Here is a 23,416-nt window from a genome sequence, read left to right as displayed (position 1 = left end):
CCGGGCGCAAACGCATGATTGAAAGTAACTTGCGGCTGGTGGTGAAAATCGCCCGACGCTACGTCAATCGTGGCCTGTCGCTGCTGGACTTGATCGAAGAGGGCAACCTCGGGCTGATCCGGGCGGTAGAGAAGTTCGACCCTGAACGTGGCTTCCGCTTTTCGACCTACGCGACCTGGTGGATACGTCAGACCATCGAGCGCGCAATCATGAATCAGACCCGGACCATCCGGCTGCCGATCCATGTGGTCAAGGAGCTGAATGTGTACCTGCGGGCCGCGCGGGAGCTGACGCAAAAACTCGACCATGAACCCTCACCCGAAGAAATCGCCAACCTGCTGGAAAAACCGGTGGGAGAGGTCAAGCGCATGCTCGGCCTTAACGAACGGGTTTCTTCGGTCGACGTCTCGCTGGGCCCGGACTCGGATAAAACGCTGCTGGACACACTCACCGATGATCGCCCGACCGATCCATGCGAACTGTTGCAGGATGACGACCTGTCCCAGAGCATCGATCAATGGCTCTCGGAACTGACCGACAAGCAGCGCGAGGTGGTCATCCGCCGCTTCGGCCTGCGCGGGCACGAAAGCAGCACGCTTGAAGATGTAGGCCTGGAAATTGGCCTGACCCGGGAACGGGTCAGACAGATTCAGGTTGAAGGCCTAAAGCGTCTTCGGGAGATTCTCGAGAAGAATGGCCTGTCGTGCGAGTCGATTTTTCAGTAGCACGACATACTCAGCATAAAGAGCCCGACTGTTCGCAATGGTACGAGTGGTGGGAAAAAACCGGGCGCTGGGGTAGCATGTCGGAACGGTCTTTTGCTCCTTCGCAGAAACCTAGAAACCCGCAAGCATTGCCGTGCTGCGGGTTTCGTCGTTTTTAGGCCTTGTCCGTGATCGACGGTAAATCAGGCAGCATGCCTTCCAATGTTTCTTGAACTGGTGGGTTCATGCCATCACCGGCTGGTAACTGCATATCACCTGGTTCCATGACAGGCGCTTTCAGCAGCTTTCCGGTGCCAAGGTCGCTTTGATCTTCCGACGACACCAGCACTCGCGCATTGAAACGCGCAAACCGGATGTTCTCGCGGCTATCGGCCCAAGCGATTCGGCTATTGACCACGTACGCCAGTGCACCGCCTCGATCACTACCGAGCCTGATGGTTTGAATCCACGCCTGATCGATCAGCACCGACAAGGCCCGCTTGGTGGTAGCGGTCGAGGTTTCCATCAGCTTGGCCAATGTAGCCTGGCTGGCGATCAGAGCACCGCTTTTGTCCATGTTTGCAACTAGGATGTGTAGCAGCTGAGCAGCACGCGGAGCGTGCGCTATGAGCTGTGCCCAGGCTTCGTGCCCAGCACGCTCTGTCTGCACCCATGTCCCGCGTTGAGCGGGCTGGTGTAGGTTGCGGATTTCGTCAGACATTGACCCTCCTGTCAGAACATCCAAGTTGTGTTCGCTATCTCTCAAATCTTGCTCGATAGCGTGCAAGAATGAGCCAAGGGTAGCTCACACCGTGCTCTATGGGTAGATCAAATTTGTTCGATATCTCACAGGCTTGTTAGATAGCAATCAAGAAATGAACTAGGGGTAGCTCACAGTATGAGCTATGGGTAGCTCATCGCTGTTTGCTATCGAGCAAGGATGAGCGAGGGTTCGCTCATGGTTTGGGGTAGCTCATTAGGTGAGCTAGGTTAGGTCACATGCTATGAGCGAGGTTGGTTCATCAACGATGACCGAGGGTTCGCTCATATGTTGAGCTACCTACTACTCTGGAAGCCCCGTAAATCAAGGGTTCGCAACTCCTGCCTCTCATGATCTCTACCTGTCACCTTCTGCGTTTGCTGTTAATCAGGCAACGTCGCCTGCGGCAGCAGCCACTCGTAAGCGCCTGACAGACTACGGCTGCGCCTTCGCTAGTCAGTCACTTCCGACCGGCTCAATTGGTCACGGATTTTGAGAACAGTGGTTGCCGAGCATTTCGCGTGCCTGGCTGCAGCACGAATGCCAAAATTTGCAGCGAGCAGTTCCCGTACACGTTTGTGCAAGTCCTGGTCTGCAGGACGGCCCTTGTAGACGCCTCCCTGTTTGGCCTTCGCGATTCCCTGTGCTTGCCTCTCTCGACGCTGCTGATAGTCCTTGCGAGCGATAGCGGCCATCATTTCGACCATCATGTTGTTGATCGCTGCAAGCATACGACTGGTGAACTCGTCGTTTTGGTTCGTTCTCATTGCCAGGTGGCTGGTTGGCAGATCGAGGGCGACGATTCGCAAACCCTTTGAGTCGATAGCGGCTTTGAGTGTTCGCCAGTCAGGATCTTCCATGCGCGATAATCGGTCGATGCTTTCGACAAGAAGAACATCCCCCTTTCGTGCATCTTTGAGCAGGCGCAGCAATTCAGGCCTGTCAGCTTCTGTGCCGCTGACGTTCTCAGTGTATGTGTTGGCAACAAGGTGTCCGTGTTCAGCGGCGAATTGCTCCAACGCTGCATTGGCCCGGTTTGCATCTTGCTCGACGGTCGAGGCGCGGAGGTATGAACGGATGAACATGGTGGACTTCACCTCGTTGTATCAGTTTGAGTGTTCACTTATTGACGTATCAAATTAGGCGTACCAGTAATCGAAGTAAAGCTCTGAGTGATGTACTCAAGGCTGTTTCAGCACGGGTATGCCCTAAAAATACACACTGGGTTCAGGTAGTGGGATTGATCGCAACCCAGCACTTGGCACCGTTGTAATCGTCACCACCTTCAGAGATGAAGACATGGCCAGCCTCGTCTACGGCATAAGCGCCGGGGCGTTCGTGACTTGCGTCCCGCAAGCAGTTTTTCCATCCATACACGGCATCTTTCCAGATCAGCACTACGCCGCCATGGTGATCTTGGTTGGCTGCACGCCATTGAGTGGCGGTTGTGCGTAATGCCTCGATAAGCTGACTCATGTTTTTCCCTCCGTTAGATCAGCTGTTCCTTCAATCTCGATTTGATCCATGTTGCCGTTCCAGCGCTGCCCCTCGGCATCGATCACGCTGACTCGTTCGGTGGCCAGGTCTAGGGCAATGATCTGGCCTGTGCCGAATGAGGTGAGATCGGTCTGAAACGTCACTGCTCTACCAATCAAAGGATGTTGCTCACTCAGTTCCATGTGGCTGATCTCCAAAGGGAGGCGAGGGCTATGAGTTGCGGCGCCGGTGAATACGATCCAGAGCGGGGAATGAGTCGCGAACTTTTTGTTCATGTTTCAGCGATTCCCCGCGAGCGTCCAAGGCTGCTTTCACTGGGGCAAGGATTCTGGCAGCTTCTTCCGCGCCTTTCTCTTTCACCAACTGCTCATGCCCGCGTGGGTCAATGGCTTCACGTTCTACCCGGGCCTTTTCGAGGGCTTCAAAAGCTGCAGCATCTGCAGCTACTGCGGCGTTGATCTCGGCGTAGTGACTCTGGCGTTTCGCTGGGTCGGGTTGAAACTCTTTAGCGAGTTCGAGATCGGCCAACAGCGAGAGGGAACGGTCAATGCCGTTGAGGGACTTCGCCAGTGGCTCCAGCAGCTTGGCGAATGCTTCGAGGGTCTGTTTGTCGGTCATGCTTCGTGATCCTTCTTCGTCATGGATTTGTTTTGCCAATACTTCAACCGTTCTTCGTCCGCCTCTTTTACGAAACGATCGATCATCTGCTCTGGTGCGCAGATCTGCGCATAGGCCCAGCCTTCGGGTGCCTGGAGCATATAGGCTGAATAGATCTTGTCGCGGATGGCCATCGCTCGCTGTTTGGTCAGCCCGTGAGCGGTGGCCACGGCGACCAGCTTTTTGCCTTCGACAAGGATTTCAAAGGCGACGTCGAGGCTACGGCTGTGCATCTTGGACTTGCTGCGAATCCGCTCGAAGTCTTCGAGCGGTATCCGTAGATCCTGGTCAATGGTGCGGCCAGTCATTCTGTTGGCTTCCACTGTTCAGCGATTTGTTGTCGGGCTTTTTCCAGCTCTTGGGTGAGATATTCCTTTTCGGCCTCCAGAGTCTTTACCTGCTCGGCCAGGACGGCGTTCTGTTCTTTCAGCACGTCGAGTTCTGTGTCTTCGTCCGTGTTGGCGGCAGGCTTCGCGGTCTTGGCTTTGCCACCGGGTTTGATCCTCAGTGCCTTCGTGGTGCGAAGCTGGGTGCGAACCTCGTTGCGCAAATTGAGGTCGGGATCTTCTTCGGCGCGCTGCACCAGCTCGACGGCTGCGGCTTGGTCAAGCCGTTCAAGTCGGGCCAGGTCATTGACCACGGATATATCGGCAGTGACCCCGTTCTGTACGGCTGTGCGGCTCGCGCCTGGCTGCTCTACCGCATCAAGATAGGCGAGGCGTTCAGCAACCCAACTGATGCTCTTTTTCCACTCGTCAGCGACGGCCTGCAGGGTGCCCAATTCCTCTTTGTCTCCTTTGAGGGCAAGGGCTACCTCAAGCTGTGTCAGGTTCTCGCGCTGGACGTTTTCAGCGCGTTGAATCCGTTTCGCTTGGGCGTCAGTGAGATCGCGCACAACGGCTTCAAGCAGGAGGCCTTTGAACGCGCATGAACGCTGTCGGCGTTCACCGGCTACCATCAGATATTTGAAGCCGCTTTCAGGATTCGGGTGAGGCCGGAGGATGGCAGGCTCTGCCTGACCGTTCTGCTCAATGTCGTCGCCCAGCTCCATCAGCGACTCTTGAGTGAAGCCCGGATTCTGTTTCCCCCGGATCTGTGGCTTGCACTCAACTTCACCAGGGTTGACCTTGATGATGCGCTCGCCTTCCTGAACGGCTTTCTGCTTTTGGAAGTCAGACAGCTTGTTGACTGCTCCCCCGAATGCGTTCGGTTTCTTTGTCGTAGTCATGGGATCTCCCTCAAGCCGTGAAAACTTTATCGAGAACAGCCTTGCAGGCCCGTTTCATTTCTTTCCCGGCTTCGCGCTGGCTACCGCTGCGAGCTTTCCACCAGACGGGATTGCCTGCGGCCAAGGCTTTGTTGATGCAGGGCCGGTAAATGATTTGTTCAGCAAACATCGAGTCCCCGTAGGCTTCGCGCAAACCGGGGAGGGCATCAATTTCTTCTGGTGATCGGCTGTTGACCAGGTTCGGCAAGTAACCCAAGAACTTCAGTTCCGGGTTGTACCGATCCTGCACAGTCTCGATGGTGTTCATCAGTTTCGGCAGCCGAGCCAAGGTGAAAGCACTGATGTTGAAGGGGGCGACCACCGCGTCAGAAGCCGTCAGAGCGGCGACCATACGACGCTGCAGGTTGGGTGGGGTGTCGATCATGCACAGGTCAAAATCACCGGCAAAGCGTTCGAGGGCAGGCCGCAACTGGTGAATTACATCAAGAGGCATATCGTCCACATCGAGCAGCGGCACGTCTGCTTCGATCAACCAAGTGTTAGGGCCAACCTGGCGCGGCTGATAACCGTCATGATTGCCGGTGAACAGTTGACTGGACATGAGGTAGGGCGTTTCATCACCGTCCTCTAGAGCGGCAAAGAACTGCGACAGGTCGCCTTCATCGAGGTCGACAACCAGCACACGCTTCCCTTCTTCGGCTGCATAGGCGGTCAAGTGACACTCCACGGTGGTCTTGCCTACACCGCCTTTCTGATTCGCTACAGTGATGATCTTCATGTGATCTCCGGCTGGTCCGATAGTGGAACTATGGGGCAAGTGTGCAGGCGGTAAACCCTTCAGTCAACCCCTAATAAGGGTTTACTTTGTTTTTCTCGCACGCGAGAAAAAGGGCGGGCAAACCGGCGTTTCTCGCACGCGATAAAGCCCTGATTGGCTGCTAGAATTCGCGCCACGCCGCTCCCTGGTAGCGCGGGGTCAGTTTCCTTGCGCGCTCTTTGGACGGCCAGGGGCTTGTCCGGGGCGGCTCCCGGCCAAGCCCTGTTCCCCCTTCCTATCACTACCGCTCGTCAGAGCTTTCCTCCGTAGTGAACAAAACAATATTCGTGCGGTCACACGCGCGGGCTGGTTTATTCACTCCCTTCCTTTCTTTACGCGTGGCATGGAGCCATCACACACGCGCTAAGCGGTAAACATGGAAAACCGTTTGAAACTCAATCACTTATGCGGAATTCACTGGTATCGAGCTTTGTTTCGAGGTTTTGCCGTGCCTGTTATAGCGAACGGATCCAAAAATAAAACCAACGAAATGTTGATTTCGTGAAATGAAATGTCTAAAGTGAATCACGAAACACGGAAAACATCTTACGAAACTCGAAAGAGGGAAGAAAGGCGAGGTGGGATCTAGAAGAAAATCCTCGACAGCTCCAGTATCCGCTCTGTTTTTAGCGACCAGCTATCCAGAGGACATGATGCAGAGCCTAGATAAGAAAGAACTGACGGTTTTCGCCTTCGCTCAACCTGACTATCGAGTTCACTTAAAAGAACTAATTCAGAGCGACGGGAGGAAATGGATATTAATCATTGAAAGTCCATCTACTGGACAGATGTTCACTGTAGTAACTGCGTTAGGGAAAACCAGACTATTTAAGAATGCCGATACCGCTATCGACTTCATAAAGGAAACCTGCCCTAACAACCCTAATAACGTAATAACTGTAACGTACGGGGTTCCCCCGTCATGACATAGATGAGGCAAAGGTATGCAACTCGAATCTGGGAAAATGGTTTGTCATGAAGTAAAAAACAACAAGCTTTCCTGGGCCACCCGGCTACAACAGAGCAAGGCTGTAACTTCCCTCCGTAGTCTGTTCGCGCAGAAACAACCGAGCCATGCGGCTCTGATGCGCAAGGACTGGACAGCAAAAGCTGAAAAGACCCTGCTCCTGGGGTCGCTGTTCTCCATCAGTCTCCTACCCGAAGTCGCTAACGCGGCGCTGAACTTCAGTTCGCTGACCAACCTGTTTAAAGATGTTGTCAGCTTCCTGATTTTCGATATCGGTTACTACCTCGGCATCTTGGCCATCGTGATTACTGGCTACAAAGCCAAGTCCGGCCATATCTCCTGGTCTGCCTTTGGCTGGGCGGTCGCGGGTATCTTCCTGGTGTTCTTCGCACCGAACATCGTTACCGAGATCAAGAACGGCGCGGCGAACTCGCTATGACTACAGGCGAGCACAAACCCGATGAAGGGGAGGTGCTCGTCGTTGCGATGGCCCGGCCATCCATGGTCGGCGCCTTCACGATGTCGAGCGTACTCATAAGCATCTTCGCACCGCTCATAGCTGCACTGCTGATTCGTTCGCTATGGCCGGTTGCATTAATACCTGTTCTGTTTGGCGCGTCTTACTACATCTGCAGCAAAGACGTTTATTTGTTCGGGGTTATGCAAGCAGCTTTCCGCTTGCGCGCCTCACAGAATCGGAAAGTTTGGGGGTATCGGAGTTATGCGCCTCGTTGATAAAGCTTTTAAAAAGCTGACGCAAAACCTTGATCTCTCTCTTGGTGTTCAACATCCAGAGGGATCCGAGCAAGATCTCTTGGAACTGCAAGTTAGCGAAATGGTGCCGTATGATTACCATTACGATGACGAAACAGTTATGACCAAGGAAAGTTCGTTGGTGCAAGTTGTCAAAATTGACGGCTTGCTCTTTGACTCTTTGTCTGACGAACAGGTTAAACAGTTTGAAGTTCGCCGTAATACCGTGCTGCGCACTATCGCTTCCAGCGACCTTGCGCTGTATGTGCATGTAGTCCGCCGCAAGGTGTTTGATTTCCCTGAAGGGCAGGGTTCCACTTGGTTCTCCAAGCAGTTCAATGCGGCCTGGCGTAAGCGCTACGAGAGCAAAGGCTTCTATGTCAACGAGATCTATATCTCGTTGGTGCGTAGCCGCTTCCGTGCCGGTATGCCAGGGATCATGGATCGAGGAATTGCGCTCATCACGGGCACCAGTGCTAACAAGCAGGATGCTGAATCCTTCGAGGAAATGGCGGACGATCTTTACAAGGCGTCAAACCTGCTGTTGCGCGGCCTTTCTGAGTACGGCGCTACCCGGCTGCAGATCCAGCGGCACCCGGTTTGCTCCACCACGTTCATGGGCCGTGACCAGGCCTTTGATGCTGTCAGCCGTTTCCGGTGGAGCTGGGATGAATTCAAAAAGGTGGTTGGGGATCAAGCTCAATACCCTGCTGAAGTTGTCCTCGATTACCTGGGGGAAGAATTCTCCGAACTCAGCTCGTTCTTCCACTACCTGATCAACCTTGAGGATCGCAAGATCCCTGTGAGCGATCAGAAAATCTGCGAAATGTTGCCATACGCACGACTCAATTTCCGCGTGTTGGCAACGATGTGTGAAGTTCGGGGTAGCACCAGTTCGAGAATCGGAGCGGTGTTGAGCATGGCCGAGTGGCCGCGTAAGACGCCATCGCGAATGATGAACAAGTTCCTGCAGCAGCCGGTGGAATTCATCATCACGCAATCGTTCTTCTTCTCGAACCGGATTGAAGCCGAGTCGTCGATGGTCGATGAACAACGCCGACTGACCGTATCGGATACACACGGGATTTCCAACGATGACAGCCAGGAACTGACTGAAGGCATTCGTGCTCTGCGCCGTGGCGATACGGTCAATGGCCTGCATCACCTGACGATCTTCGTTCATGTGCCTTCGCTGCCAATGGACTCCGATGACCATCGCAAAGCGAACAACAAAGCGCTGGATAAAGCTGTTGGTTTGATCGAGGGATGCTTTGTCGACCTGAACGTCAAATCTGTTCGTGAGTGGATGGCCCTAGAAACCTTCTTCTGGTCGCAGCTGCCTGGCCAACAAGAGGCCTTGATCGGTCGTCGTGGGAAGATCAAATCGAGCAACTTCGCCGGGTTCGCTTCGCTGCACAACTTCGCAAGGGGCCGTCGCGACGGCAACTTGTGGGGGCCTGCGATCACGGCTTTTGAAACCGAAAGCGGCACGTCTTACAACTTCAACTTTCACCGCGAGCTGGAAGGGATGGTTGCAGGGCACACCGCAGTTGCAGCGGACACCGGCTCAGGTAAGACCACGCTGATTTCGGCGATGGTTTGTGAGGCCGACAAAGCCGGGCCGCGAGTGTTCTGGTTCGATAACCGCTTCGGCGCGAAGGTGTTCATGAAGGCAATGGGCGGGGTACACACCACGCTTTCCCCGCACAGCGGCATGAACTGGAATCCTTTCAAGCTGCCGGACACGGCTGAGAACCGGGCGTTTCTGGTCGATCTGCAGGTGCAGATGCGTCAGTGCTACGCCCCTACACCGGCTGACTCTGACGACATTAAGCGCTTCAAGGCCCTGGTAGATGAAAACTACTCGCTGCCGTATGAGGATCGGCGGTTGCGCAATGTGGTGTGGACGTATGGCCAGGGTGAGCTGGCAGACATTATGGCCATCTGGCACGGCGCCAAGGGCGTGACTGGTGCGAACGCTGGTGTGTTCGACAATCAACACGACTCTATCGACCTGACCACTTCCCGGCACTACTGCTTTGAAATGATGGAACTGCTCAAGGGCGGTGAGGCACGGCCTGAACTGCCGGTCGTCCTGAGCTACCCGCTCCACCGTATTGAGCAAGCGATGGATGGCACCCCTTTCATCCTGGTACTGGAGGAAGGGCAAAACCTGGTGAAGAACGATTATTGGAAGAAGCGAATCGACAACTTCATCATGCAGATCCGCCGCAAAAACGGGCTGATTATCTTCGTCACCCCTGATGCGAAGTACTTCCGCAGTGAAACCGACTCAATCGACAAGCAGACCTCTACCAAGATCTACCTGTCGAACGACGCGGCCACTGATGAAGACCATCAAAACCTGACCGTCGCAGAACGTAAGTGGATTCGTGAGATCGGCCAGGCTTCCCGCAAGTTTCTGATCCGTCGCGGGAAGGAGTCGATCAGGGCGGTTTTCGATCTGACTTCCGAAGTGGATGACGAAAACCTGTCCGACTTTATCCCGGTGCTGTCCTCAAACGATGTTGGTGTCGCCTTGATGGATTCCATCATCAAGCGCCTGGGCACCGACGACCCTGAGCAATGGGTTCCTGTCTTTATGGCGGAAGCCAAAGCGAAAAACACCCACAACCTGAAGGCGGTCAAATGATGGCAACTATGAAGAAAATCGGCCTCGCGGTGGCAGTGGCCATGGCTGTGAGCGGCCAAGTGAATGCTACCGGCGTTCCTACTGGTGACGCCGGAACCTGGGCGGCCCTGGCTCAACAGCTTGTTGTGCTGCGGGAACAATTCGAGACGCTGAAAGACTCGTATCAGACCCAAGGCAACATCCTGCGCAACCTCGAAGGTTCCTATGGCCGTGGTGCCATCGGCCTGAACGACTCGATCAACTCGGCTTCGGTCGTGCCGGGTTCCTGGCAAGAGGTCGTTGCACGGCAAGGCTCCGGTGCGTATGGCAGCAAGCAGTCGTACTACGAGGAATTGATCAAGACCTTGCCGCAAGAGTTGTTTGCCAACCCACAAGGCCAACGCGCCCAAGGCTACCAGCTCAGTTCTGATGCCGTTCGCGCAGCCATGTCCGGTGGCGATGCGCTCTACAGCGAAGTGCAGGTGCATCTGAACAACCTGGCCACCCTCTCGCGTCAAGTGGATATGACCACAAACGCCAAGGATGCCGCTGACCTGCAGAACCGCATTTCTGCTGAAAACGGCATGTTGGCCTCGGCCCAGTCGAAGCTGCAGGCGTTGAACATGAACCTGCAGGCGAACCTGAACAACGCTGAAAACCAGGCCACTGCGGATAACGAGAAATTCTTTCGCTGGACTGAACAGTAATTCTCGCGTGCGAGAAAAGGAGATCTGAAATGAAAGCAATCCTGCTGATGCTCAAAATTATCACCACCCCAGTCTGGGGGCCGCTGTGGCTGATCGCCAAGCTCTGGAAGGTAATCGTTCTGGCGGTACTGGTCGGCGCAGCCTCCGGCTGTGTCACCAACACCGCCAAGCTGGACAAGTCACCATGCGCTTGCCAGTTCACCCCGTTCGTAACCGCTGACCAGGAGCGCACCAATGCTTAAGTTCAAGCTGCACCATATCCTCTCTGTTTGCGTCGGTGTGGTCGTGGTCGGCGGGCTGGTTTACATCAACACCTCGTCCTACTTTTCGACCTCGCCGGTCGATGGTGAAGCACCCACGGCGCCGGTGGCCACCTTGGAAAATCCGCTGCTGAAGGCAACCAAAAAGGATGTTGGCGACTGGTTCCCGGGCACCTGCTTTGCAGAGATCTACATGCAGTCGTCGTCCTACGGTGGTGCCCTGGTACAGGGTTGCATTCAGAAAACAGCACGAGAAATCAAGGCGCAGACCGGTGCGACCGTAAGCGCTGAAGACTTCCGCTCTCCAGAGGTGATCTCGCACTTCAAGGGTGTATATGGGGCATCGAATCCATGGCGCAGCTGACTCTCGAAGGTCTGATCGGGGCTACGGACGAAGTAACGACAAGTTTCGTCGCCGAAGTATTTCCCAACCTTGCGGAGCTGGTTTCACCACTGGTCTATGTCGTTGCTGTTGGGTACTGGGTCGCGTTGGGGCTTTCGATCTACAACGGCCAATCCATCAAATACTGGGACATTACGAAAAGGGCAATGCTCACATCATTGATCTTTCTCACTTTGAACTGGGGTAGTGGCGGGGCTGTGTTTTACCAGGCATGGGGCACGTTCACTGAGTCGGTTGCCGCGAAAATTATGAGTGGCGGTAGCACTACCACTTCGATGCTCGACGCGCTGTATGTAAACGTGGGGAAGGTTGCCAGCGTTCTGATGAATGTTAGTTGGCGTCAGTTTGCGATGATCCTGATGGGCTACGGTCTTTTCTTGATTAACTGCATTCTGTTTGTGGTCGCCATTCTGAACATGCTGATTGCAAAGTTTGGTGCTGCTATCAGCATGGCGATTCTTCCGATCTTGATCGCGTTCTTCTTCTTTTCGGAGACTCGGCAATGGGGCATGAACTGGTTAAGCAAGATGCTGAACTTCTCGCTTATCTACATTCTGTCCATCGCCATTATTCGTTTCGGTTATTCGGTTTTCGGGGATGCAATCAATGAAGTCGCGCAAACCGCCACTATCAGCGATGCAGCACTAATGACCGCGCAACAGTACGGAACGATCCTGATCGTTGAAGGCGTCTTGATTATCTGCATGTTGCAAGTGCGTGGCTGGGCGGCGGCACTGTCTTCGGGTGCAGCGGTGCAAGGATCCTCGCTTGTAATGATGGCTATCAGAACTTTGGGAGTACGTCGCTAATGGACAAGACGTTTAAGAATGACGAACAGCTGCGCCGCAAGGCCTTGCGCGAAGGTCAGAAAACCAAGCAAGAACGCAACCGTTCGTTCTACCTCAATGGCATCCAGGCCGTTGCCATTCTCGGGCTGGGCATAGCGGTAGCCGCGCTGGCAGAGATCCACACCGTCATTCCTGTGGTTGCGACCATCGGTGCGGATGGTGAGGTTTTGAAGATGCGCGTTATCGACCAAGACAACGTGTCTTCTGAAGATGCGTTGATTCAAGGTGCTCTGTATGACTTTGTGGGTGCATGTAATACGTTCGATCCGAAACGTAAACAGCAGCTGTCCGATGCGTGCCACTTGTTCATCACGCCGGACATTGCTCGGGAATATGAACAACTGATCAACCCGGAAAACCCTGATAATCCGTACCTGACGCTTGATGCGAAGGACTGGATTGAAGCTCAGGCGTATGGGATGAACAAAGTCGGAGACGTGTATCAGGTTTCGTTTAGATCCTATCTGCACAAGTGGGGTACGAAAGACCCGGTTGTTACCAACTACGTGGCAAACGTAAAAATCGATAACACACTGAAGCCAAGAGCACTTGGCGACCGTTGGGTAAACCCGCTCGGAACATTGGCTACTGTCTACCGTAAGAGTGAAGAACTGAGCCGCCGGTAATTCATTCAATTCAAGGAAACTGATCATGAAGAAAAACTGCATTCTGCCGACCGCTATCGCCCTGAGTTTGTGTTTTGCGGGTGGCATCGCACATGCCGCAAAGTTGCCAAAGCCGCTTATGAGCGATAGCCGGGTAAAACAAGTTCCTTACGACCCGAACCAAGTTTATGAACTGGTAGGGACGTACAACTATCAAACTTCGCTGGAATTCGAAGCAGACGAAATGGTCAAGGTTGTTGCACTCGGCGATACCATCGCCTGGCAAACCATCCCATTCCGCAACCGGCTTTTCCTCAAGCCGGTTGAAGAAAATGCGGACACTAACCTGACCGTTATCACCAGCAAACGCACCTATTACTTCCAGCTGGGCAGCACCAAAAAAACTGCTGGCCAGTCGTACCTGGTGCGCTTCATCTATCCGACCAGTCGGGTGGCCACCTACTCCGAGTTCAAAAGCAATGAGCCAGCGCCGGTGGCCAGCTCCGGCACCGCGAGCGAGCCGAACATCAACTACGGCTTTTCGGGTGACAAGGACGCAATCGGCCTGCAGTCGGTGATGGACGATGGCCAGTTCACCAAGTTCCTGCTCAAGAAAGGTGCCGACATGCCGCAGTTCTACCGCGTGCTGCCGGATGGCACCGAGGCGATGGTCAACAAGCGTCGTGAGGGTGACTACGTGGTCGTTGAGCGCCTGGACAGCATGTTTGTTTTGCGTGACGGCAATTCCTACGTGTGTGTGCAGAACCTGGTGAATCCCTACAAACGCACTGTTACCCGTGGTGCCCGTGACGGCGGAGGGGCATAAGCATGGCCACTGAAGACAACAAGCAGACCCCTGAAAAACAAGCGACGGAGAAAACTCGCGAGGACGAAATTCGCGAGTGGAACGAATCGCAATCCAACTCGATGTTGAAGGCCAAAGGCGGCTCCAACAAAGCGACCGGCATTGCGCTGATCGTCGCAACCGTGGCGGGGTTGGGCTTCGTTTACTGGCTGAACAACAACGGCGATAGCAAAGCTACGGGCGGCTTGAAGAAAGAAGAAGTGGTCGCAGCATCGCCCAAGCGTGTGTTGGATCCTTCGCCGAAACGTGAGGCGGCAAAGGTAAGCCCCGTTAGCAATGACGGCTCGTCTGCTCCTGCTGATACGCCGCGCTCGGTGGTGGATCGGCAGAACCAACAAACCGGCTTGAGTGAAGAAGAAAAGCGGCGGCAAGCGTTGGAAATGCAGATGGAGCTGGAGCGGCAGAAGATGCTTGCAGCTCGTCAGCGGTCGGCCATTTTCGCCAGTGCGAAAGAGGACGGCTTCAAGGATGGAGCAGGTGGCCAACAGGGTGGATCTGGCTCATCGCTTGGGGGGGACAATGGCCCTTCGACACCGACCAATGCAAACGACGCTTACGCGGCATCGACCTTCTCCGATGGCGTGCCGGTTTCAACGGGTCGTCAGTTGGAAAATCTTGAGTACAAGGTTTTGCAAGGCGCGGTGATCGAGGGTGTTCTTCAACCTCGCGCCGTCAGCCAGTTGCCGGGCCAGGTCTGCGTAGACATTCAGCAGGACGTTTATGCGGCAGTAGGTCGTCGGGTCATGATCCCATGGGGTTCGACCGTTTGTGGCAGCTACAACGCGACTCTGCGACCAGGACAGGAACGCTTGTTCACGATCTGGAACTGGTTGCGCACGCCTGTCCTGCCTGGCAGGCCTGCGATGGAAATTGCCATCAACAGCGGTGGTGCTGACCAACTCGGCACCGCTGGCCAAGGTGGCATTGTCGACAACCACTGGGCGCAGATTTTTGGTGTTGCTGCAGCGGTGTCGATCATTGGGGCCGGTGCCTCGAATTCCGGGGTTTCGTCCGGCGATCAGGAAAACTCGTCTTCGCGCTATCGCTCTGAGGTGCAGGAAGCCGCGGCTGACTCTGCTCAGACGATCCTGGGTCGCTACGCCAATATTCAACCAACGCTGACCGTCCCGCACGGTTCGCGTGTGGTGATCTACCTGCAGCGCGATCTGGATTTCAGCTCGCATTTCAAGAAAGAGATCGAGCACGCCAGCAATGGCGGCGTGACCTACATCCAGTGAGGAAGCGGTATGTCTGTTATTGCATCTTTCCGTTCCAAGCTGAGAAATCTAGTCACGCTGCTGGATGATCCTGAAGTTTCCGAAATTGCGATCAACGGCCCGGACAATGTCTGGGCCGGTTTTCGCGGCCATCGGTTCATGCAGCCAGTGCAGATCGAGGGTGTGACCGTTCCGCTGATTACCTCGCTTGGTGAGGTAATCGCTGCGCATACCGACCAAAAGGTTGATACCAGTACGCCGATCCTGTCGGGCCGTATCCCGATCAATCTTGCGGATGGCGTAGCAGACAACCAGCGCGGTGATTACCGCGTCCAGGTTGTGCTGGCTCCCGCTGTTGAGCAGCACATTGGCGGCATCGTTTGTATCCGTAAGCCAGGAATCACGCAGATCACCTTGAAAGAGTACGAGGAATTTGGCGCGTTCGAGCACATCAACAAACCTCGGGCGCACTCCGACTATTCAGACGATCACTTGATAGAGCTGTACCGGGCCAAGCGCTGGAAAGAGTTTTTCATCGGCATCATCAAGGCCCGCAAGAACATCATGATTTCTGCAGGCACCAACGCCGGTAAAACCACCTGGCTTAACGGAATGCTGCAGCACATTGATCCACATGAGCGGATTGTCACGATTGAAGACACCCGTGAGATCCGTATACCAGCCCGGAACGCGGTTCACCTGCTCTATTCGCGCGGCGCCCAAGGTCGCGCCAAGGTGACGCCGTTCGACTTGCTTGAATCGATCCTCCGGCTGACGCCCGACCGGGCAATCATGGGCGAGATTCGCGGCGGTGAGGCATTCCCGTTTCTGGAATTGCTCAACACCGGTCACAGCGGCTCGCTGTCCTCGATACACGCGGACTCTCCGGAAATGATGTTTGACCGGTTGGCCTCAATGGCTGCCCGAGGTGGTGCGGATATGACCAAGAACCAACTGGTCGAGTATTCGCGGCAACTGATCGATGTAGTCATTCAGTGGGAATACGGCTTCGACGGTCGCCGCTACATTTCGGAGGTGCAATATGCAAAAGCTGCCTAAGTTCGCGGTAACGATGCTGGCTCTGGCTTGTACAGTCGGCCAGGCCTGGGCCGAGCCTGCCCCTATGCCTTTCTCTGAACTGGCGGCGAAGTGTGCACCGACAGTTCACCAGCAAACGCTGAAGTCCCTGATCGGTAATGAATCGACCTACAACCCCTATGCAATTGGGGTTGTAGGTGGACGGCTGGAGCGTCAGCCCCAGTCGTTGCGCGAGGCGGTGGCCACCGCTGAACGACTGGAGCGGGAGGGTCAGCGTTTCTCGGTGGGAATCGGCCAGCTCCTGGTCACCAACATGCGCGCCATGGGCATGACCTATGCCGAAGCCTTTGAGCCTTGCCAGAACCTCAAGGCAATCAGCGATCTCATGGTGAAGAACTACACCAAAGCGCTGACTTCGGGCGCTCAACCGCAAGAAGCGTTGCGTGATTCGTTCTCGATGTACTACAGCGGCAACCGCACCCGTGGATACCAGCCGGACAAGCCTGGCGATCCATCGTATGTGGAAAAGGTTGTTACCGGTGCTCTCAATCCCACTGCCGCCGATCCAATTGTGCCAGCTGTAGAGGCGCTGGATGGTGATGAGGCGATTGCCATGGCCGTTCCGTCGCAAGGGGCAAGCAAGGCGCCTGTGCGTGCTCGTAGAGCCTCACAGCAACAGAGTGGCCCGTGGGTGATTGTGACCGACGAAAACGGCCAACAAGTGGCGCCAGTGCAGGCCGTGGCTTTCCAGAGTGCGACTACTGGACAAGCTCAGGCGCCAGAACAACCCAAGGTGCAGGTTCACCTGAACACCGATGTTCCTGAAAGCGATCAGCGATTCCAGCGCTTTGACCAGCCGCTCGCAGCACCTGCAGCGGCTCCAGCTCCGGCTCCGGTGCAAGCCCAAGCCCAGGCAGCACCTTCTTTCGTACAGATCATCAACTGAATTTCTCGCACGCGAGAAAAGGGGGATTTATGAAAAAACTTCCATTTGCTGCGCTGCTCGGTGCGTTGTTTTTGTCCGGTGCTGCCAACGCTACCGACCTCCCATATGGGCATGACAGCGACCCGGATGCTTGTGGCGCAGTGCTCTGCCTGCTGGGCATGACCCGCGATGGCGACTGCGACAAGTACATCAAAAACTATTTCGGCATTAAGCGTTACAAGCACGGCAATTTCAGCCCGTCGCGTACGAAAGCAGCCCGAGGAGACGCGGTTGCTTCGTGCAAGGACGATGAGGGCCTGGCCAAGAAGGCCAACGACATTTGGGGGAGCGTCCCGAATGGCTTCTAGTGTGCTCAAGCCATTGGCATTGGCGTTTGCATTGATCGCGGGGGCCAGCGTTCAGACGCTGGCCCTAGCCGCTGCAGTAGATGGCCCCCGGCGTATTGAAGTCGGCTTTTCACCGGAGGGATCGGCGCAAAAACTGGTGCTGCGAACCATTGAGGTAGCAAGCAGCTCTATTCGCCTGTCTGCTTACGTGTTCACCAACCCGGACGTAACCCGTGCGCTGATCGCTGCGAAACAGCGCGGGGTCGATGTTGCCGTTGTCGCTGACCATCGCAGCAACCTGCAGGAACAACGCACGTCAGCCGCTCGCCATGCACTGACGCTTCTGGCGAAAGCAGGGATACCGACTCGCACTGTCGATGCGTACGCCATTCATCACGACAAGTTCATGGTGGTGGACGGTATGACGGTCGAAACGGGCAGTTTCAACTTCACCGCTGCAGCGGCCAAGAGCAACAGCGAAAACGCATTAGTGGTCTGGAATGACCCGGCGCTCGCTGAAACCTACTTGAACCATTGGCAAAGCCGCTGGGATCAAGGAATCGCCTTCAAGGCGAAATACTGAGAGGAAACGCATATGGAAAAGCAAAACACTGACCAGACCACGTACCAACTGTTCCAGAAAGACAAGGAGCTGCAGACGTTCACCGATCCGAAGGAAGCGGGCGCTGCCTGGTTCAAGGCCGAGCTTTCCGACAAGACTGTGATGACCGTTCAGCAAGGCGGCGGCGCTCGCGTATTCGCGCAGGTGGGCAAGGAAGGTAGCCAGTATTACAAGGATCTGCCATTCGACAACATGCCAGGCGCTGCCGACTTCAAAACCTCGTTCAAGGAAGCGCTGGAGCTGCAAAAATCGGGGCCTTCTGGTGCTGCCGCTGGCAAGCCTGCCGAAGCTCTGGCCGTTTCCAAACCGATGGATATGCCTGCCATTAAGAATGCTGAGCGTGGTCAGACCTACGAGGGCAAGATCCTTGGCTTCCAGGGCAACCAGGTAATCCAAGCTGTCAGCGACGGACAGAAGACCGTTCACATTGCACATGAACGTGCAGCTCTGAGCAGCGCCAAGGCCGGGATCCTGCATGCTGGCAAGGATCTTTCGATACGCTACCCATTCGCCGGGGTAGGCATTGTGCAAGAGCGTCAGCTTCAGCACGAACGGAAGGAGCATTCGCACCAGCCGAAAGGCTTTGGTGGGAAGGGCTTTTGACCTTAACGAGCCGTAGCTGGCCAACACAGCGCATGACACACTTTCAAGGGAGCCGGTAGGCTCCCTTTTTTGTAGATCAGCAGTTATGCCCCTTGCTCTTGCGAATGTCCGCAATGCGTGACGGTGCCACACCCGCCAGCTTTGCCAACACGTTGTTGGATACCATCCCAAGCAGATGCTCGTAACGAGCTACCCGCGACACCCGCTGATAGGGCTTGATGCCCAAAAACTCCCGCCGCTGTTCGACCACCGAAAATGGCACGCCCACTGCGCGACTGATCTTCGCCGAAGACATGGTGCCAAATAGCGACTCGAACCCAAGCCACGGCCCTTGATAGTTTGGAAGCGGGACGGGGTTCGGCGACTCAGGTAGGGGGGCAGCAGGCCCGAAGCCGAATGCTTCGCGCAATGCTTTGACTGTGGCGACGGTAGCGCCTGAAAGCTTGGCTATGTCCTGGTCAGTCACAAGGCCCAACAACGCCTTGTAGGGTCTGACTGGATGGTTTGCCGGGATCCGTTGCTTTCTCGGCGTCGGTCGAGGTCTGGGCGGTATGCCCTGCGACTCGCGGTAGGTCGTCACACTGGAAACGGACACACCGCATCGAGCGGCAATAGCCGGGTCGGATTCAACCCCCAGCAAATCACGGAACGGTTCAATCACCTGGTCGACCGTATAGGCCGCGATGCCGAACATCAGGCGGCGCTGTCGGATCCTGTGCTGTGTCGTCCCGACCAACCTGGCCAATGTTCGATCCTTCATCCGGCCAAGCTTGCAGTCGTACCACTTGGGCAATCCGATGTTTTTCCAGTCAGCGGTCATACATTCTTTGGGGGACGATAGAGGAAACGGACAAGATTGTACGCTAAGCGTGCGGCCTGTCAGGCTGGGGCCGGTGCCGGTGCTGCTTTTTGTCCCGTGAAAAGCTCTCGATACCCACGCATGAAATACTTGTTCGGCTCTTTTTTCTTAACGTCTTCCGAGTGTTCACGCGATAGGTTTGCGAGTAGCCCGCAGTTGATCAAAAAGGCGTTTGCCCTGGGAATCCGCTTCTCAGCCACACCGGTCTTTTCGCTGATGGTTTCAAACGATGCCATCGTGAACATGGTCTTGTTGTCCCGCGCAAAAGCAAAGTAGAGAAAGAGCTTCAGCGCGTCGAGTTCACAGACAGATCGCTTTTGGAACATCTGGAAAGGCTCGATTTGAGTGTTCTTCAAGACGTTATAAAGCGGCCTTGAGGGCAGCTTGCACCAGTTGCCGGTGAAGTCATAACCCACAAGGACGTACCTGCATTTGCGGCCATCCTTTTCGCTTTTGATCCTGCCTGTAACAACCAGTCCTTCCAAGCCAGCAGCAACGAGCTGTCGGCTCAAGCCTGTAATTTCCATCAAGCGTGTGTAAGTCAGCTCGGCTATTAGCAGGCAGTCGTTTCCCCTCCATTGTTCTTCAGCCTGGGTCAGCAGGGCGATGTACAGCTGCAATGCTGCAATCGCGGTTGATCGGGACGCCTTGGCTTGGTTTGACCAGCCAAAGTCGCGCAGACCTCCCTCCTTAATCCATATCGCGGGCATCCGCACCCAAGGCAGCAATCTCATTTCCAAACCCCCTGCATTCCGATGACGACGATAGCAGCGAACACTGCTAGTGACAGAACCAGCGGTACTAAGCGATCTGCGTTAGTAGCGAGGCGTTCCAATGCTTCTACTGCTTTGCGAAAACTGTTCATTAGCCAGATCTCAAATGACTTGGGATGTGGTCTTTATAACGATCTCGCACACCTCTCTCTAGAATAAGGTGATCGAGCTATAAAAAAAATGTTTGAAAAATTACTTTAAAAACAATGAGTTAAACAGATTTATTAAAGTCTTTAAGATTCATTTATTGGTTCACGAAAGGCGAGTTTTTGACTGAAATTCCAAGAAAATTTCCTCTCATGCGCCATGGCAGCAATTCTCGCACGCGAAAAAAAGCCCCTTCCGGGGCTTTGTTCATCCTACTTTGTACGCTCTCTGCCCTCGCTTGGTGTCGCGGGTTGCACTCGCTGTTTCCGCTCCAGGGCGCGCTCATTGGTTGCGCCATCCGCGATGGTTTTGAGTGCGTGCGGTTTCTGCAGGCGCATCATTTCACGCTCTTTCTGCAGGCTCAAAGCGGTGGTTTTGTCGTAGCGCTTGGCAATGGCTGCTGGTAGTCCGGCAATAGCGTCGGTGTATACACGCGCCTCCAGCCGCGCCCGGCTGATCGCCACATAGAACAGGTTGAGCGAGGTGGTTCGGCTCTTGGTGTTGATCGAGATCATTACCCGGTCGTTGGTCAGCCCCTGCGCACTATGCACCGTCGCCGAATAGGCGTGCTCTAGGTGCAACGGCTTGTTCGCTGGCAGCTTCACTACTCGCTCAGGTTTGCCGTTGCGCTCTTTGATCGATGCCAGCTCGATCAAACCGTTTTGCGTACTGACTACGCGCATCCGGTCGCCGTTGGTGAGGTCAAGAGCCGGATCGTTCCGGGTGATCCGAACTAGGTCGCCCATGGCCAGCTCGGGGCGTTCGTGCTTGTACACACTGAGTTTCGTTACCTGGCGCGGGTTGAACTGGATGGGATTTCCATCGGCGCCGGTCACAATGAGGATGTTCCCCGGCAGTGCCTGCTTCACCGTGTAGGTTTCGCCCCGCATCAGGCCCGCTTTTTTGTAGTCCTTCTCCGGCTGGATCAGCATTCCCGCTTTGTAGGCCGGGGCATAGCGGCGTTCTGCCTGGGTCATGTCTACACGGTTCAGCGTATCGAACTTGGCCCCTGTCCCCTCCAGCCCCAAAGCTCGGCGGGCCAGCGTGTTGATTTCTTTGCGATCCTTGTTCGTGCCCGCGACGATCAACACCTCTTTGCGCTCCTGGTCAGTGAGGCGAACGTAGTCGTTCACAATGGCCTGGTGCCGCTCGGAAGGGTTGCGCAGTTCCTCAATGTGTTTGATGTGCTGCAGCGAAAGTGGGGTATTACCATCGGCGGCGTGCTCGACGGCCCGTTTCAGCTCGGGGTCTTTCTGCCGCTGAATCTCTTTGATTCGAGCGGTCTGCATGCCGTTTTGCTGAAGCTGGGCGAACGGTTTACCCGCCTCGATAGCTTCGGTTTGCTTGGTGTCGCCCAGTTGAACCAAGCGAGCACCCGACTTCTCAACTAGGCGCATCAGTTGTTCCATCTGGCGAGCGCCGACCACACCGGCCTCATCGAGGACGATGATGGTTCGCTCGTCCAGTTTCTTGTCCTTGGTATGGAAGAAGCTGGCCAGCGTGTGCGCGTCCAGTCCCTCATTCTTGAGTGCTGCGACTTGGTTGCCATAGGGAGCCAATGCAAGGATCCGATAGCCGGGCTGATCTTCTGTCTTGCCGTGGTTCATCGCCTCGTTGACCGAGGAAAGCAGTTGCACCGCTCGATCCACGGAGTAGGTTTTTCCGGTACCGGCATCGCCCTGGATTCCGACGAACCTATTCGGGGTGCTGACAATGGTCTCGACCGCTTGCCGCTGGCCAGTGGTGAGGGTCGAGCCTTCGAGTGCTTTGGCTACCTGCTCCTGAGACATGAGCGGCGCGATCTGGCCCCGGCCTGTACGCTCGATGGCGAGAATCGCCTTTTCTCGCTTCAGCCCTTTCTGCGTGGTGTAGCGCTTTTCCGCCGCGACCAATGAACCCCGGTCGATGGCCTTGGCCACGTACTGCTGCGCTTGTTTGTCTGTCCAGCCTTTCAACTCCTTCAGGTGGGATTGCCAACCTGCAGGAGACAGCACCGGGTCTTCTGCGGATCCCTTGGCCATCTTGTAGGCCGGTGTCGATTCGATCAGCGTTCCCTGCTTCACCAGACGGTCAATCTCTGCAGAAACTTGGTCGGGTGTGGCCAAGCCAACCGCACGGCGAAGCGCGACGGTTTTCATATCCTGCTCGCCGACGACCTGCTCACGTTCGGTCAGGTGATTGATTGCGTACTGCACCACGGCTTGGCCGGGTGTCATGCCGGTGGGTAGATTGGAATCGGCGTGAACTCGCGCACCTGGTTCAGCGCGGCTCTCGCCATACTCGCGGCCATCAAGCCGACTGCGCGCGCCGTAGTCGATCCCCAGCTCGCGGCTTTTCGTGACCCAATACTGTTTCACCAGCTCGGCGTCGCGCTCATCCTTGCGCGGCCTGGTCGCCATGGCGATGATCTGCTTTTCGAGGGTGGTTGCGTCTGCGCGAGTCTTTCCGTCTTTGGCCAACGCATCCTCAATGACCTTGCTACGGCCTGAGAATGCCTCGATCTGTTCGCGGGTGATGTGGTTCAGCTCGAAGTTGCCTTCGTTGTCCAGCACACGGATTTCGTAGCCCAGCTCGCGCAGCTCATAGGCCAACAGGCCTTTGTACATGGCGTCAACTTCGTGCTGAACCACAAAAATGTCGTCATTGAACAAGGCGCGCCATTCGCCATCGGCCCGCTGTGTCATGTTCATGACCACGGCGTGGGTGTGCATCTGCGGATCTTTACCACGGCTCATTTCATGGCGAAATTTGCCAATGACCATGTTCCCCGTTCGCTCCCGCATGGTCTTGCCCTGTTCCTTGCGGCGAGCTTGAGCAAGCTTTTCAACGTGCTCCATGGCCTTGGTCACTGCGCGATCATGGGCGAGGACAACTGATTTGTCGCCGGCGACAAGTGCCTGCATCGAGACAGATTTCGGCGCTGAGAATGTCAGATCCAGGCCCATGCGCTTCTTGCCGGACTTCGGGTCGAAGGTGGTTGCTATGCGCTTGCCGTTCGGTAGCTTTCCATCGAGCAGTTTGGCCAGCTCCACGCTGTCGATCGGGCCGGTCAAACCGAGTCTTTCGGCACCTTCGCCTTGCCACTCGCCCGGCGATTCCTTCGCGTAGTAGTCATCTGCGGCAGAAAAATAGTGCGCTGCCGCATACTGGTTGTTTCCCTTGATGGGCGTGACGTTGAACAT

26 protein-coding genes are annotated in these 23,416 nt (G+C 55.4%); 15 read left to right on the top strand and 11 right to left on the bottom strand.

Features of this window, described 5'->3' with window-relative positions:
* Positions 1-725 (top strand): RNA polymerase sigma factor RpoS (gene rpoS, locus D8V06_RS28930; protein WP_130932319.1); only part of this gene is annotated, 725 nt, incomplete at its 5' end.
* A 154-nt stretch (positions 726-879) separates the two neighbouring features.
* Here the strand turns inward: rpoS and D8V06_RS28925 are convergent.
* From D8V06_RS28925 to D8V06_RS28890, 8 genes are all read right to left on the bottom strand, one after another.
* Positions 880-1,425, bottom strand: a complete 546-nt coding sequence (locus tag D8V06_RS28925; RefSeq protein ID WP_130932318.1) for a helix-turn-helix domain-containing protein — start codon at positions 1,423-1,425, stop codon at positions 880-882.
* 491 nt (positions 1,426-1,916) lie between these two features.
* Entirely contained in the window at positions 1,917-2,549 is a 633-nt protein-coding gene (locus D8V06_RS28920; RefSeq protein ID WP_130932317.1) for a recombinase family protein, read from the bottom strand.
* Between the two features lie 142 nt (positions 2,550-2,691).
* Positions 2,692-2,940: an antirestriction protein ArdR gene (locus tag D8V06_RS28915; protein WP_130906395.1), complete on the bottom strand. Its 249-nt coding sequence runs from the start codon at positions 2,938-2,940 to the stop codon at positions 2,692-2,694.
* Positions 2,937-3,143 carry a hypothetical protein gene (locus D8V06_RS28910; protein ID WP_130906394.1) on the bottom strand — a complete coding sequence of 69 codons (207 nt, stop codon included), beginning with the start codon at positions 3,141-3,143 and terminating at the stop codon, positions 2,937-2,939. The genes D8V06_RS28915 and D8V06_RS28910 overlap by 4 nt, the downstream gene beginning before the upstream one ends.
* Before the next feature lie 28 nt (positions 3,144-3,171).
* Positions 3,172-3,579, bottom strand: coding sequence for a hypothetical protein (locus D8V06_RS28905; RefSeq protein WP_130906393.1), 408 nt, complete (start codon positions 3,577-3,579; stop codon positions 3,172-3,174).
* The gene (locus D8V06_RS28900) at positions 3,576-3,926 is read right to left on the bottom strand and encodes a TrfB-related DNA-binding protein (RefSeq protein WP_130932316.1); all 351 of its coding nucleotides are present in this window, start codon (positions 3,924-3,926) and stop codon (positions 3,576-3,578) included. Before D8V06_RS28900 ends, D8V06_RS28905 begins: the two co-directional genes overlap by 4 nt.
* A complete protein-coding gene (locus tag D8V06_RS28895) occupies positions 3,923-4,846 on the bottom strand; it encodes a ParB/RepB/Spo0J family partition protein (protein ID WP_130932315.1) in 924 nt (307 codons plus the stop codon). The genes D8V06_RS28900 and D8V06_RS28895 overlap by 4 nt, the downstream gene beginning before the upstream one ends.
* A gap of 10 nt (positions 4,847-4,856) precedes the next feature.
* Positions 4,857-5,624, bottom strand: coding sequence for a ParA family protein (locus D8V06_RS28890; protein ID WP_130932314.1), 768 nt, complete (start codon positions 5,622-5,624; stop codon positions 4,857-4,859).
* A gap of 983 nt (positions 5,625-6,607) precedes the next feature.
* On the opposite strand from D8V06_RS28890, the gene D8V06_RS28880 reads away from it, so the two are divergent.
* The 14 genes from D8V06_RS28880 to D8V06_RS28810 all read left to right on the top strand — a co-directional run bounded on the left by D8V06_RS28880 (position 6,608) and on the right by D8V06_RS28810 (position 18,455).
* Positions 6,608-7,069 carry a TrbC/VirB2 family protein gene (locus D8V06_RS28880; RefSeq protein ID WP_130932312.1) on the top strand — a complete coding sequence of 154 codons (462 nt, stop codon included), beginning with the start codon at positions 6,608-6,610 and terminating at the stop codon, positions 7,067-7,069.
* A gap of 282 nt (positions 7,070-7,351) precedes the next feature.
* A complete protein-coding gene (locus tag D8V06_RS28870) occupies positions 7,352-10,036 on the top strand; it encodes a type VI secretion protein (protein WP_130932311.1) in 2,685 nt (894 codons plus the stop codon).
* A complete protein-coding gene (locus tag D8V06_RS28865) occupies positions 10,033-10,722 on the top strand; it encodes a type IV secretion system protein (protein WP_240890481.1) in 690 nt (229 codons plus the stop codon). Before D8V06_RS28870 ends, D8V06_RS28865 begins: the two co-directional genes overlap by 4 nt.
* Before the next feature lie 29 nt (positions 10,723-10,751).
* Positions 10,752-10,964: a hypothetical protein gene (locus D8V06_RS28860; protein ID WP_130932310.1), complete on the top strand. Its 213-nt coding sequence runs from the start codon at positions 10,752-10,754 to the stop codon at positions 10,962-10,964.
* Positions 10,957-11,346 (top strand): hypothetical protein, encoded by a 390-nt coding sequence (locus D8V06_RS28855; protein ID WP_130932309.1) that lies wholly within the window; start codon positions 10,957-10,959, stop codon positions 11,344-11,346. The genes D8V06_RS28860 and D8V06_RS28855 overlap by 8 nt, the downstream gene beginning before the upstream one ends.
* Positions 11,334-12,194 carry a type IV secretion system protein gene (locus D8V06_RS28850; RefSeq protein WP_130932308.1) on the top strand — a complete coding sequence of 287 codons (861 nt, stop codon included), beginning with the start codon at positions 11,334-11,336 and terminating at the stop codon, positions 12,192-12,194. The genes D8V06_RS28855 and D8V06_RS28850 overlap by 13 nt, the downstream gene beginning before the upstream one ends.
* Complete coding sequence (locus D8V06_RS28845) at positions 12,194-12,859, top strand: type IV secretion system protein (protein WP_016715822.1); 666 nt, start codon at positions 12,194-12,196, stop codon at positions 12,857-12,859. Before D8V06_RS28850 ends, D8V06_RS28845 begins: the two co-directional genes overlap by 1 nt.
* 25 nt (positions 12,860-12,884) lie before the next feature.
* Complete coding sequence (locus tag D8V06_RS28840) at positions 12,885-13,664, top strand: TrbG/VirB9 family P-type conjugative transfer protein (RefSeq protein ID WP_130932307.1); 780 nt, start codon at positions 12,885-12,887, stop codon at positions 13,662-13,664.
* Positions 13,665-13,666: 2 nt separating this feature from the next.
* Positions 13,667-14,941, top strand: coding sequence for a TrbI/VirB10 family protein (locus tag D8V06_RS28835; RefSeq protein ID WP_130932306.1), 1,275 nt, complete (start codon positions 13,667-13,669; stop codon positions 14,939-14,941).
* A gap of 9 nt (positions 14,942-14,950) precedes the next feature.
* Positions 14,951-15,979 carry a P-type DNA transfer ATPase VirB11 gene (gene virB11, locus D8V06_RS28830; protein ID WP_130932305.1) on the top strand — a complete coding sequence of 343 codons (1,029 nt, stop codon included), beginning with the start codon at positions 14,951-14,953 and terminating at the stop codon, positions 15,977-15,979.
* Positions 15,963-16,904 (top strand): lytic transglycosylase domain-containing protein, encoded by a 942-nt coding sequence (locus tag D8V06_RS28825; RefSeq protein ID WP_130932304.1) that lies wholly within the window; start codon positions 15,963-15,965, stop codon positions 16,902-16,904. Before virB11 ends, D8V06_RS28825 begins: the two co-directional genes overlap by 17 nt.
* A gap of 29 nt (positions 16,905-16,933) precedes the next feature.
* Positions 16,934-17,251: a TrbM/KikA/MpfK family conjugal transfer protein gene (locus D8V06_RS28820; RefSeq protein ID WP_130932303.1), complete on the top strand. Its 318-nt coding sequence runs from the start codon at positions 16,934-16,936 to the stop codon at positions 17,249-17,251.
* A complete protein-coding gene (locus D8V06_RS28815) occupies positions 17,241-17,813 on the top strand; it encodes a phospholipase D family protein (protein WP_241667880.1) in 573 nt (190 codons plus the stop codon). The genes D8V06_RS28820 and D8V06_RS28815 overlap by 11 nt, the downstream gene beginning before the upstream one ends.
* A 12-nt stretch (positions 17,814-17,825) precedes the next feature.
* Entirely contained in the window at positions 17,826-18,455 is a 630-nt protein-coding gene (locus D8V06_RS28810) for a nuclease (RefSeq protein ID WP_130932302.1), read from the top strand.
* Between the two features lie 76 nt (positions 18,456-18,531).
* Here D8V06_RS28810 and D8V06_RS28805 read toward each other — a convergent pair whose 3' ends face one another.
* The 3 genes from D8V06_RS28805 to mobF form a co-directional block, all read right to left on the bottom strand.
* Positions 18,532-19,275, bottom strand: a complete 744-nt coding sequence (locus tag D8V06_RS28805; protein ID WP_241667879.1) for a hypothetical protein — start codon at positions 19,273-19,275, stop codon at positions 18,532-18,534.
* A gap of 59 nt (positions 19,276-19,334) precedes the next feature.
* Positions 19,335-20,048, bottom strand: a complete 714-nt coding sequence (locus D8V06_RS28800; RefSeq protein ID WP_241667878.1) for a DNA-binding protein — start codon at positions 20,046-20,048, stop codon at positions 19,335-19,337.
* A 398-nt stretch (positions 20,049-20,446) separates the two neighbouring features.
* Positions 20,447-23,416, bottom strand: coding sequence for a MobF family relaxase (gene mobF, locus D8V06_RS28795; RefSeq protein WP_130932301.1), 2,970 nt, complete (start codon positions 23,414-23,416; stop codon positions 20,447-20,449).

The sequence above is a fragment of the Pseudomonas sp. Sample_24 genome (assembly GCF_004307605.1).
GTDB lineage: Bacteria > Pseudomonadota > Gammaproteobacteria > Pseudomonadales > Pseudomonadaceae > Aquipseudomonas.
The sequence above is the reverse complement of the archived record's forward strand: the minus strand, read 5'-3'. Positions and strand labels throughout refer to the sequence as shown.

What these genes read in the sequence shown, in the direction of transcription:
- D8V06_RS28860 (WP_130932310.1), top strand. Translation starts at nt 10,752, where the DNA reads ATGAAAGCAATCCTGCTGATGCTCAAAATTATCACCACCCCAGTCTGG.
- D8V06_RS28840 (WP_130932307.1), top strand. Translation starts at nt 12,885, where the DNA reads ATGAAGAAAAACTGCATTCTGCCGACCGCTATCGCCCTGAGTTTGTGT.
- D8V06_RS28835 (WP_130932306.1), top strand. Translation starts at nt 13,667, where the DNA reads ATGGCCACTGAAGACAACAAGCAGACCCCTGAAAAACAAGCGACGGAG.
- virB11 (WP_130932305.1), top strand. Translation starts at nt 14,951, where the DNA reads ATGTCTGTTATTGCATCTTTCCGTTCCAAGCTGAGAAATCTAGTCACG.
- D8V06_RS28825 (WP_130932304.1), top strand. Translation starts at nt 15,963, where the DNA reads ATGCAAAAGCTGCCTAAGTTCGCGGTAACGATGCTGGCTCTGGCTTGT.
- D8V06_RS28810 (WP_130932302.1), top strand. Translation starts at nt 17,826, where the DNA reads ATGGAAAAGCAAAACACTGACCAGACCACGTACCAACTGTTCCAGAAA.
- D8V06_RS28815 (WP_241667880.1), top strand. Translation starts at nt 17,241, where the DNA reads ATGGCTTCTAGTGTGCTCAAGCCATTGGCATTGGCGTTTGCATTGATC.
- D8V06_RS28870 (WP_130932311.1), top strand. Translation starts at nt 7,352, where the DNA reads ATGCGCCTCGTTGATAAAGCTTTTAAAAAGCTGACGCAAAACCTTGAT.
- D8V06_RS28855 (WP_130932309.1), top strand. Translation starts at nt 10,957, where the DNA reads ATGCTTAAGTTCAAGCTGCACCATATCCTCTCTGTTTGCGTCGGTGTG.
- D8V06_RS28880 (WP_130932312.1), top strand. Translation starts at nt 6,608, where the DNA reads ATGCAACTCGAATCTGGGAAAATGGTTTGTCATGAAGTAAAAAACAAC.
- D8V06_RS28805 (WP_241667879.1), bottom strand. Translation starts at nt 19,275, where the DNA reads ATGACCGCTGACTGGAAAAACATCGGATTGCCCAAGTGGTACGACTGC.
- D8V06_RS28865 (WP_240890481.1), top strand. Translation starts at nt 10,033, where the DNA reads ATGATGGCAACTATGAAGAAAATCGGCCTCGCGGTGGCAGTGGCCATG.
- D8V06_RS28850 (WP_130932308.1), top strand. Translation starts at nt 11,334, where the DNA reads ATGGCGCAGCTGACTCTCGAAGGTCTGATCGGGGCTACGGACGAAGTA.
- D8V06_RS28920 (WP_130932317.1), bottom strand. Translation starts at nt 2,549, where the DNA reads ATGTTCATCCGTTCATACCTCCGCGCCTCGACCGTCGAGCAAGATGCA.
- D8V06_RS28915 (WP_130906395.1), bottom strand. Translation starts at nt 2,940, where the DNA reads ATGAGTCAGCTTATCGAGGCATTACGCACAACCGCCACTCAATGGCGT.
- mobF (WP_130932301.1), bottom strand. Translation starts at nt 23,416, where the DNA reads ATGTTCAACGTCACGCCCATCAAGGGAAACAACCAGTATGCGGCAGCG.
- D8V06_RS28820 (WP_130932303.1), top strand. Translation starts at nt 16,934, where the DNA reads ATGAAAAAACTTCCATTTGCTGCGCTGCTCGGTGCGTTGTTTTTGTCC.
- D8V06_RS28845 (WP_016715822.1), top strand. Translation starts at nt 12,194, where the DNA reads ATGGACAAGACGTTTAAGAATGACGAACAGCTGCGCCGCAAGGCCTTG.
- D8V06_RS28900 (WP_130932316.1), bottom strand. Translation starts at nt 3,926, where the DNA reads ATGACTGGCCGCACCATTGACCAGGATCTACGGATACCGCTCGAAGAC.
- D8V06_RS28895 (WP_130932315.1), bottom strand. Translation starts at nt 4,846, where the DNA reads ATGACTACGACAAAGAAACCGAACGCATTCGGGGGAGCAGTCAACAAG.
- D8V06_RS28800 (WP_241667878.1), bottom strand. Translation starts at nt 20,048, where the DNA reads ATGAGATTGCTGCCTTGGGTGCGGATGCCCGCGATATGGATTAAGGAG.
- D8V06_RS28905 (WP_130906393.1), bottom strand. Translation starts at nt 3,579, where the DNA reads ATGACCGACAAACAGACCCTCGAAGCATTCGCCAAGCTGCTGGAGCCA.
- D8V06_RS28890 (WP_130932314.1), bottom strand. Translation starts at nt 5,624, where the DNA reads ATGAAGATCATCACTGTAGCGAATCAGAAAGGCGGTGTAGGCAAGACC.
- D8V06_RS28910 (WP_130906394.1), bottom strand. Translation starts at nt 3,143, where the DNA reads ATGGAACTGAGTGAGCAACATCCTTTGATTGGTAGAGCAGTGACGTTT.
- D8V06_RS28925 (WP_130932318.1), bottom strand. Translation starts at nt 1,425, where the DNA reads ATGTCTGACGAAATCCGCAACCTACACCAGCCCGCTCAACGCGGGACA.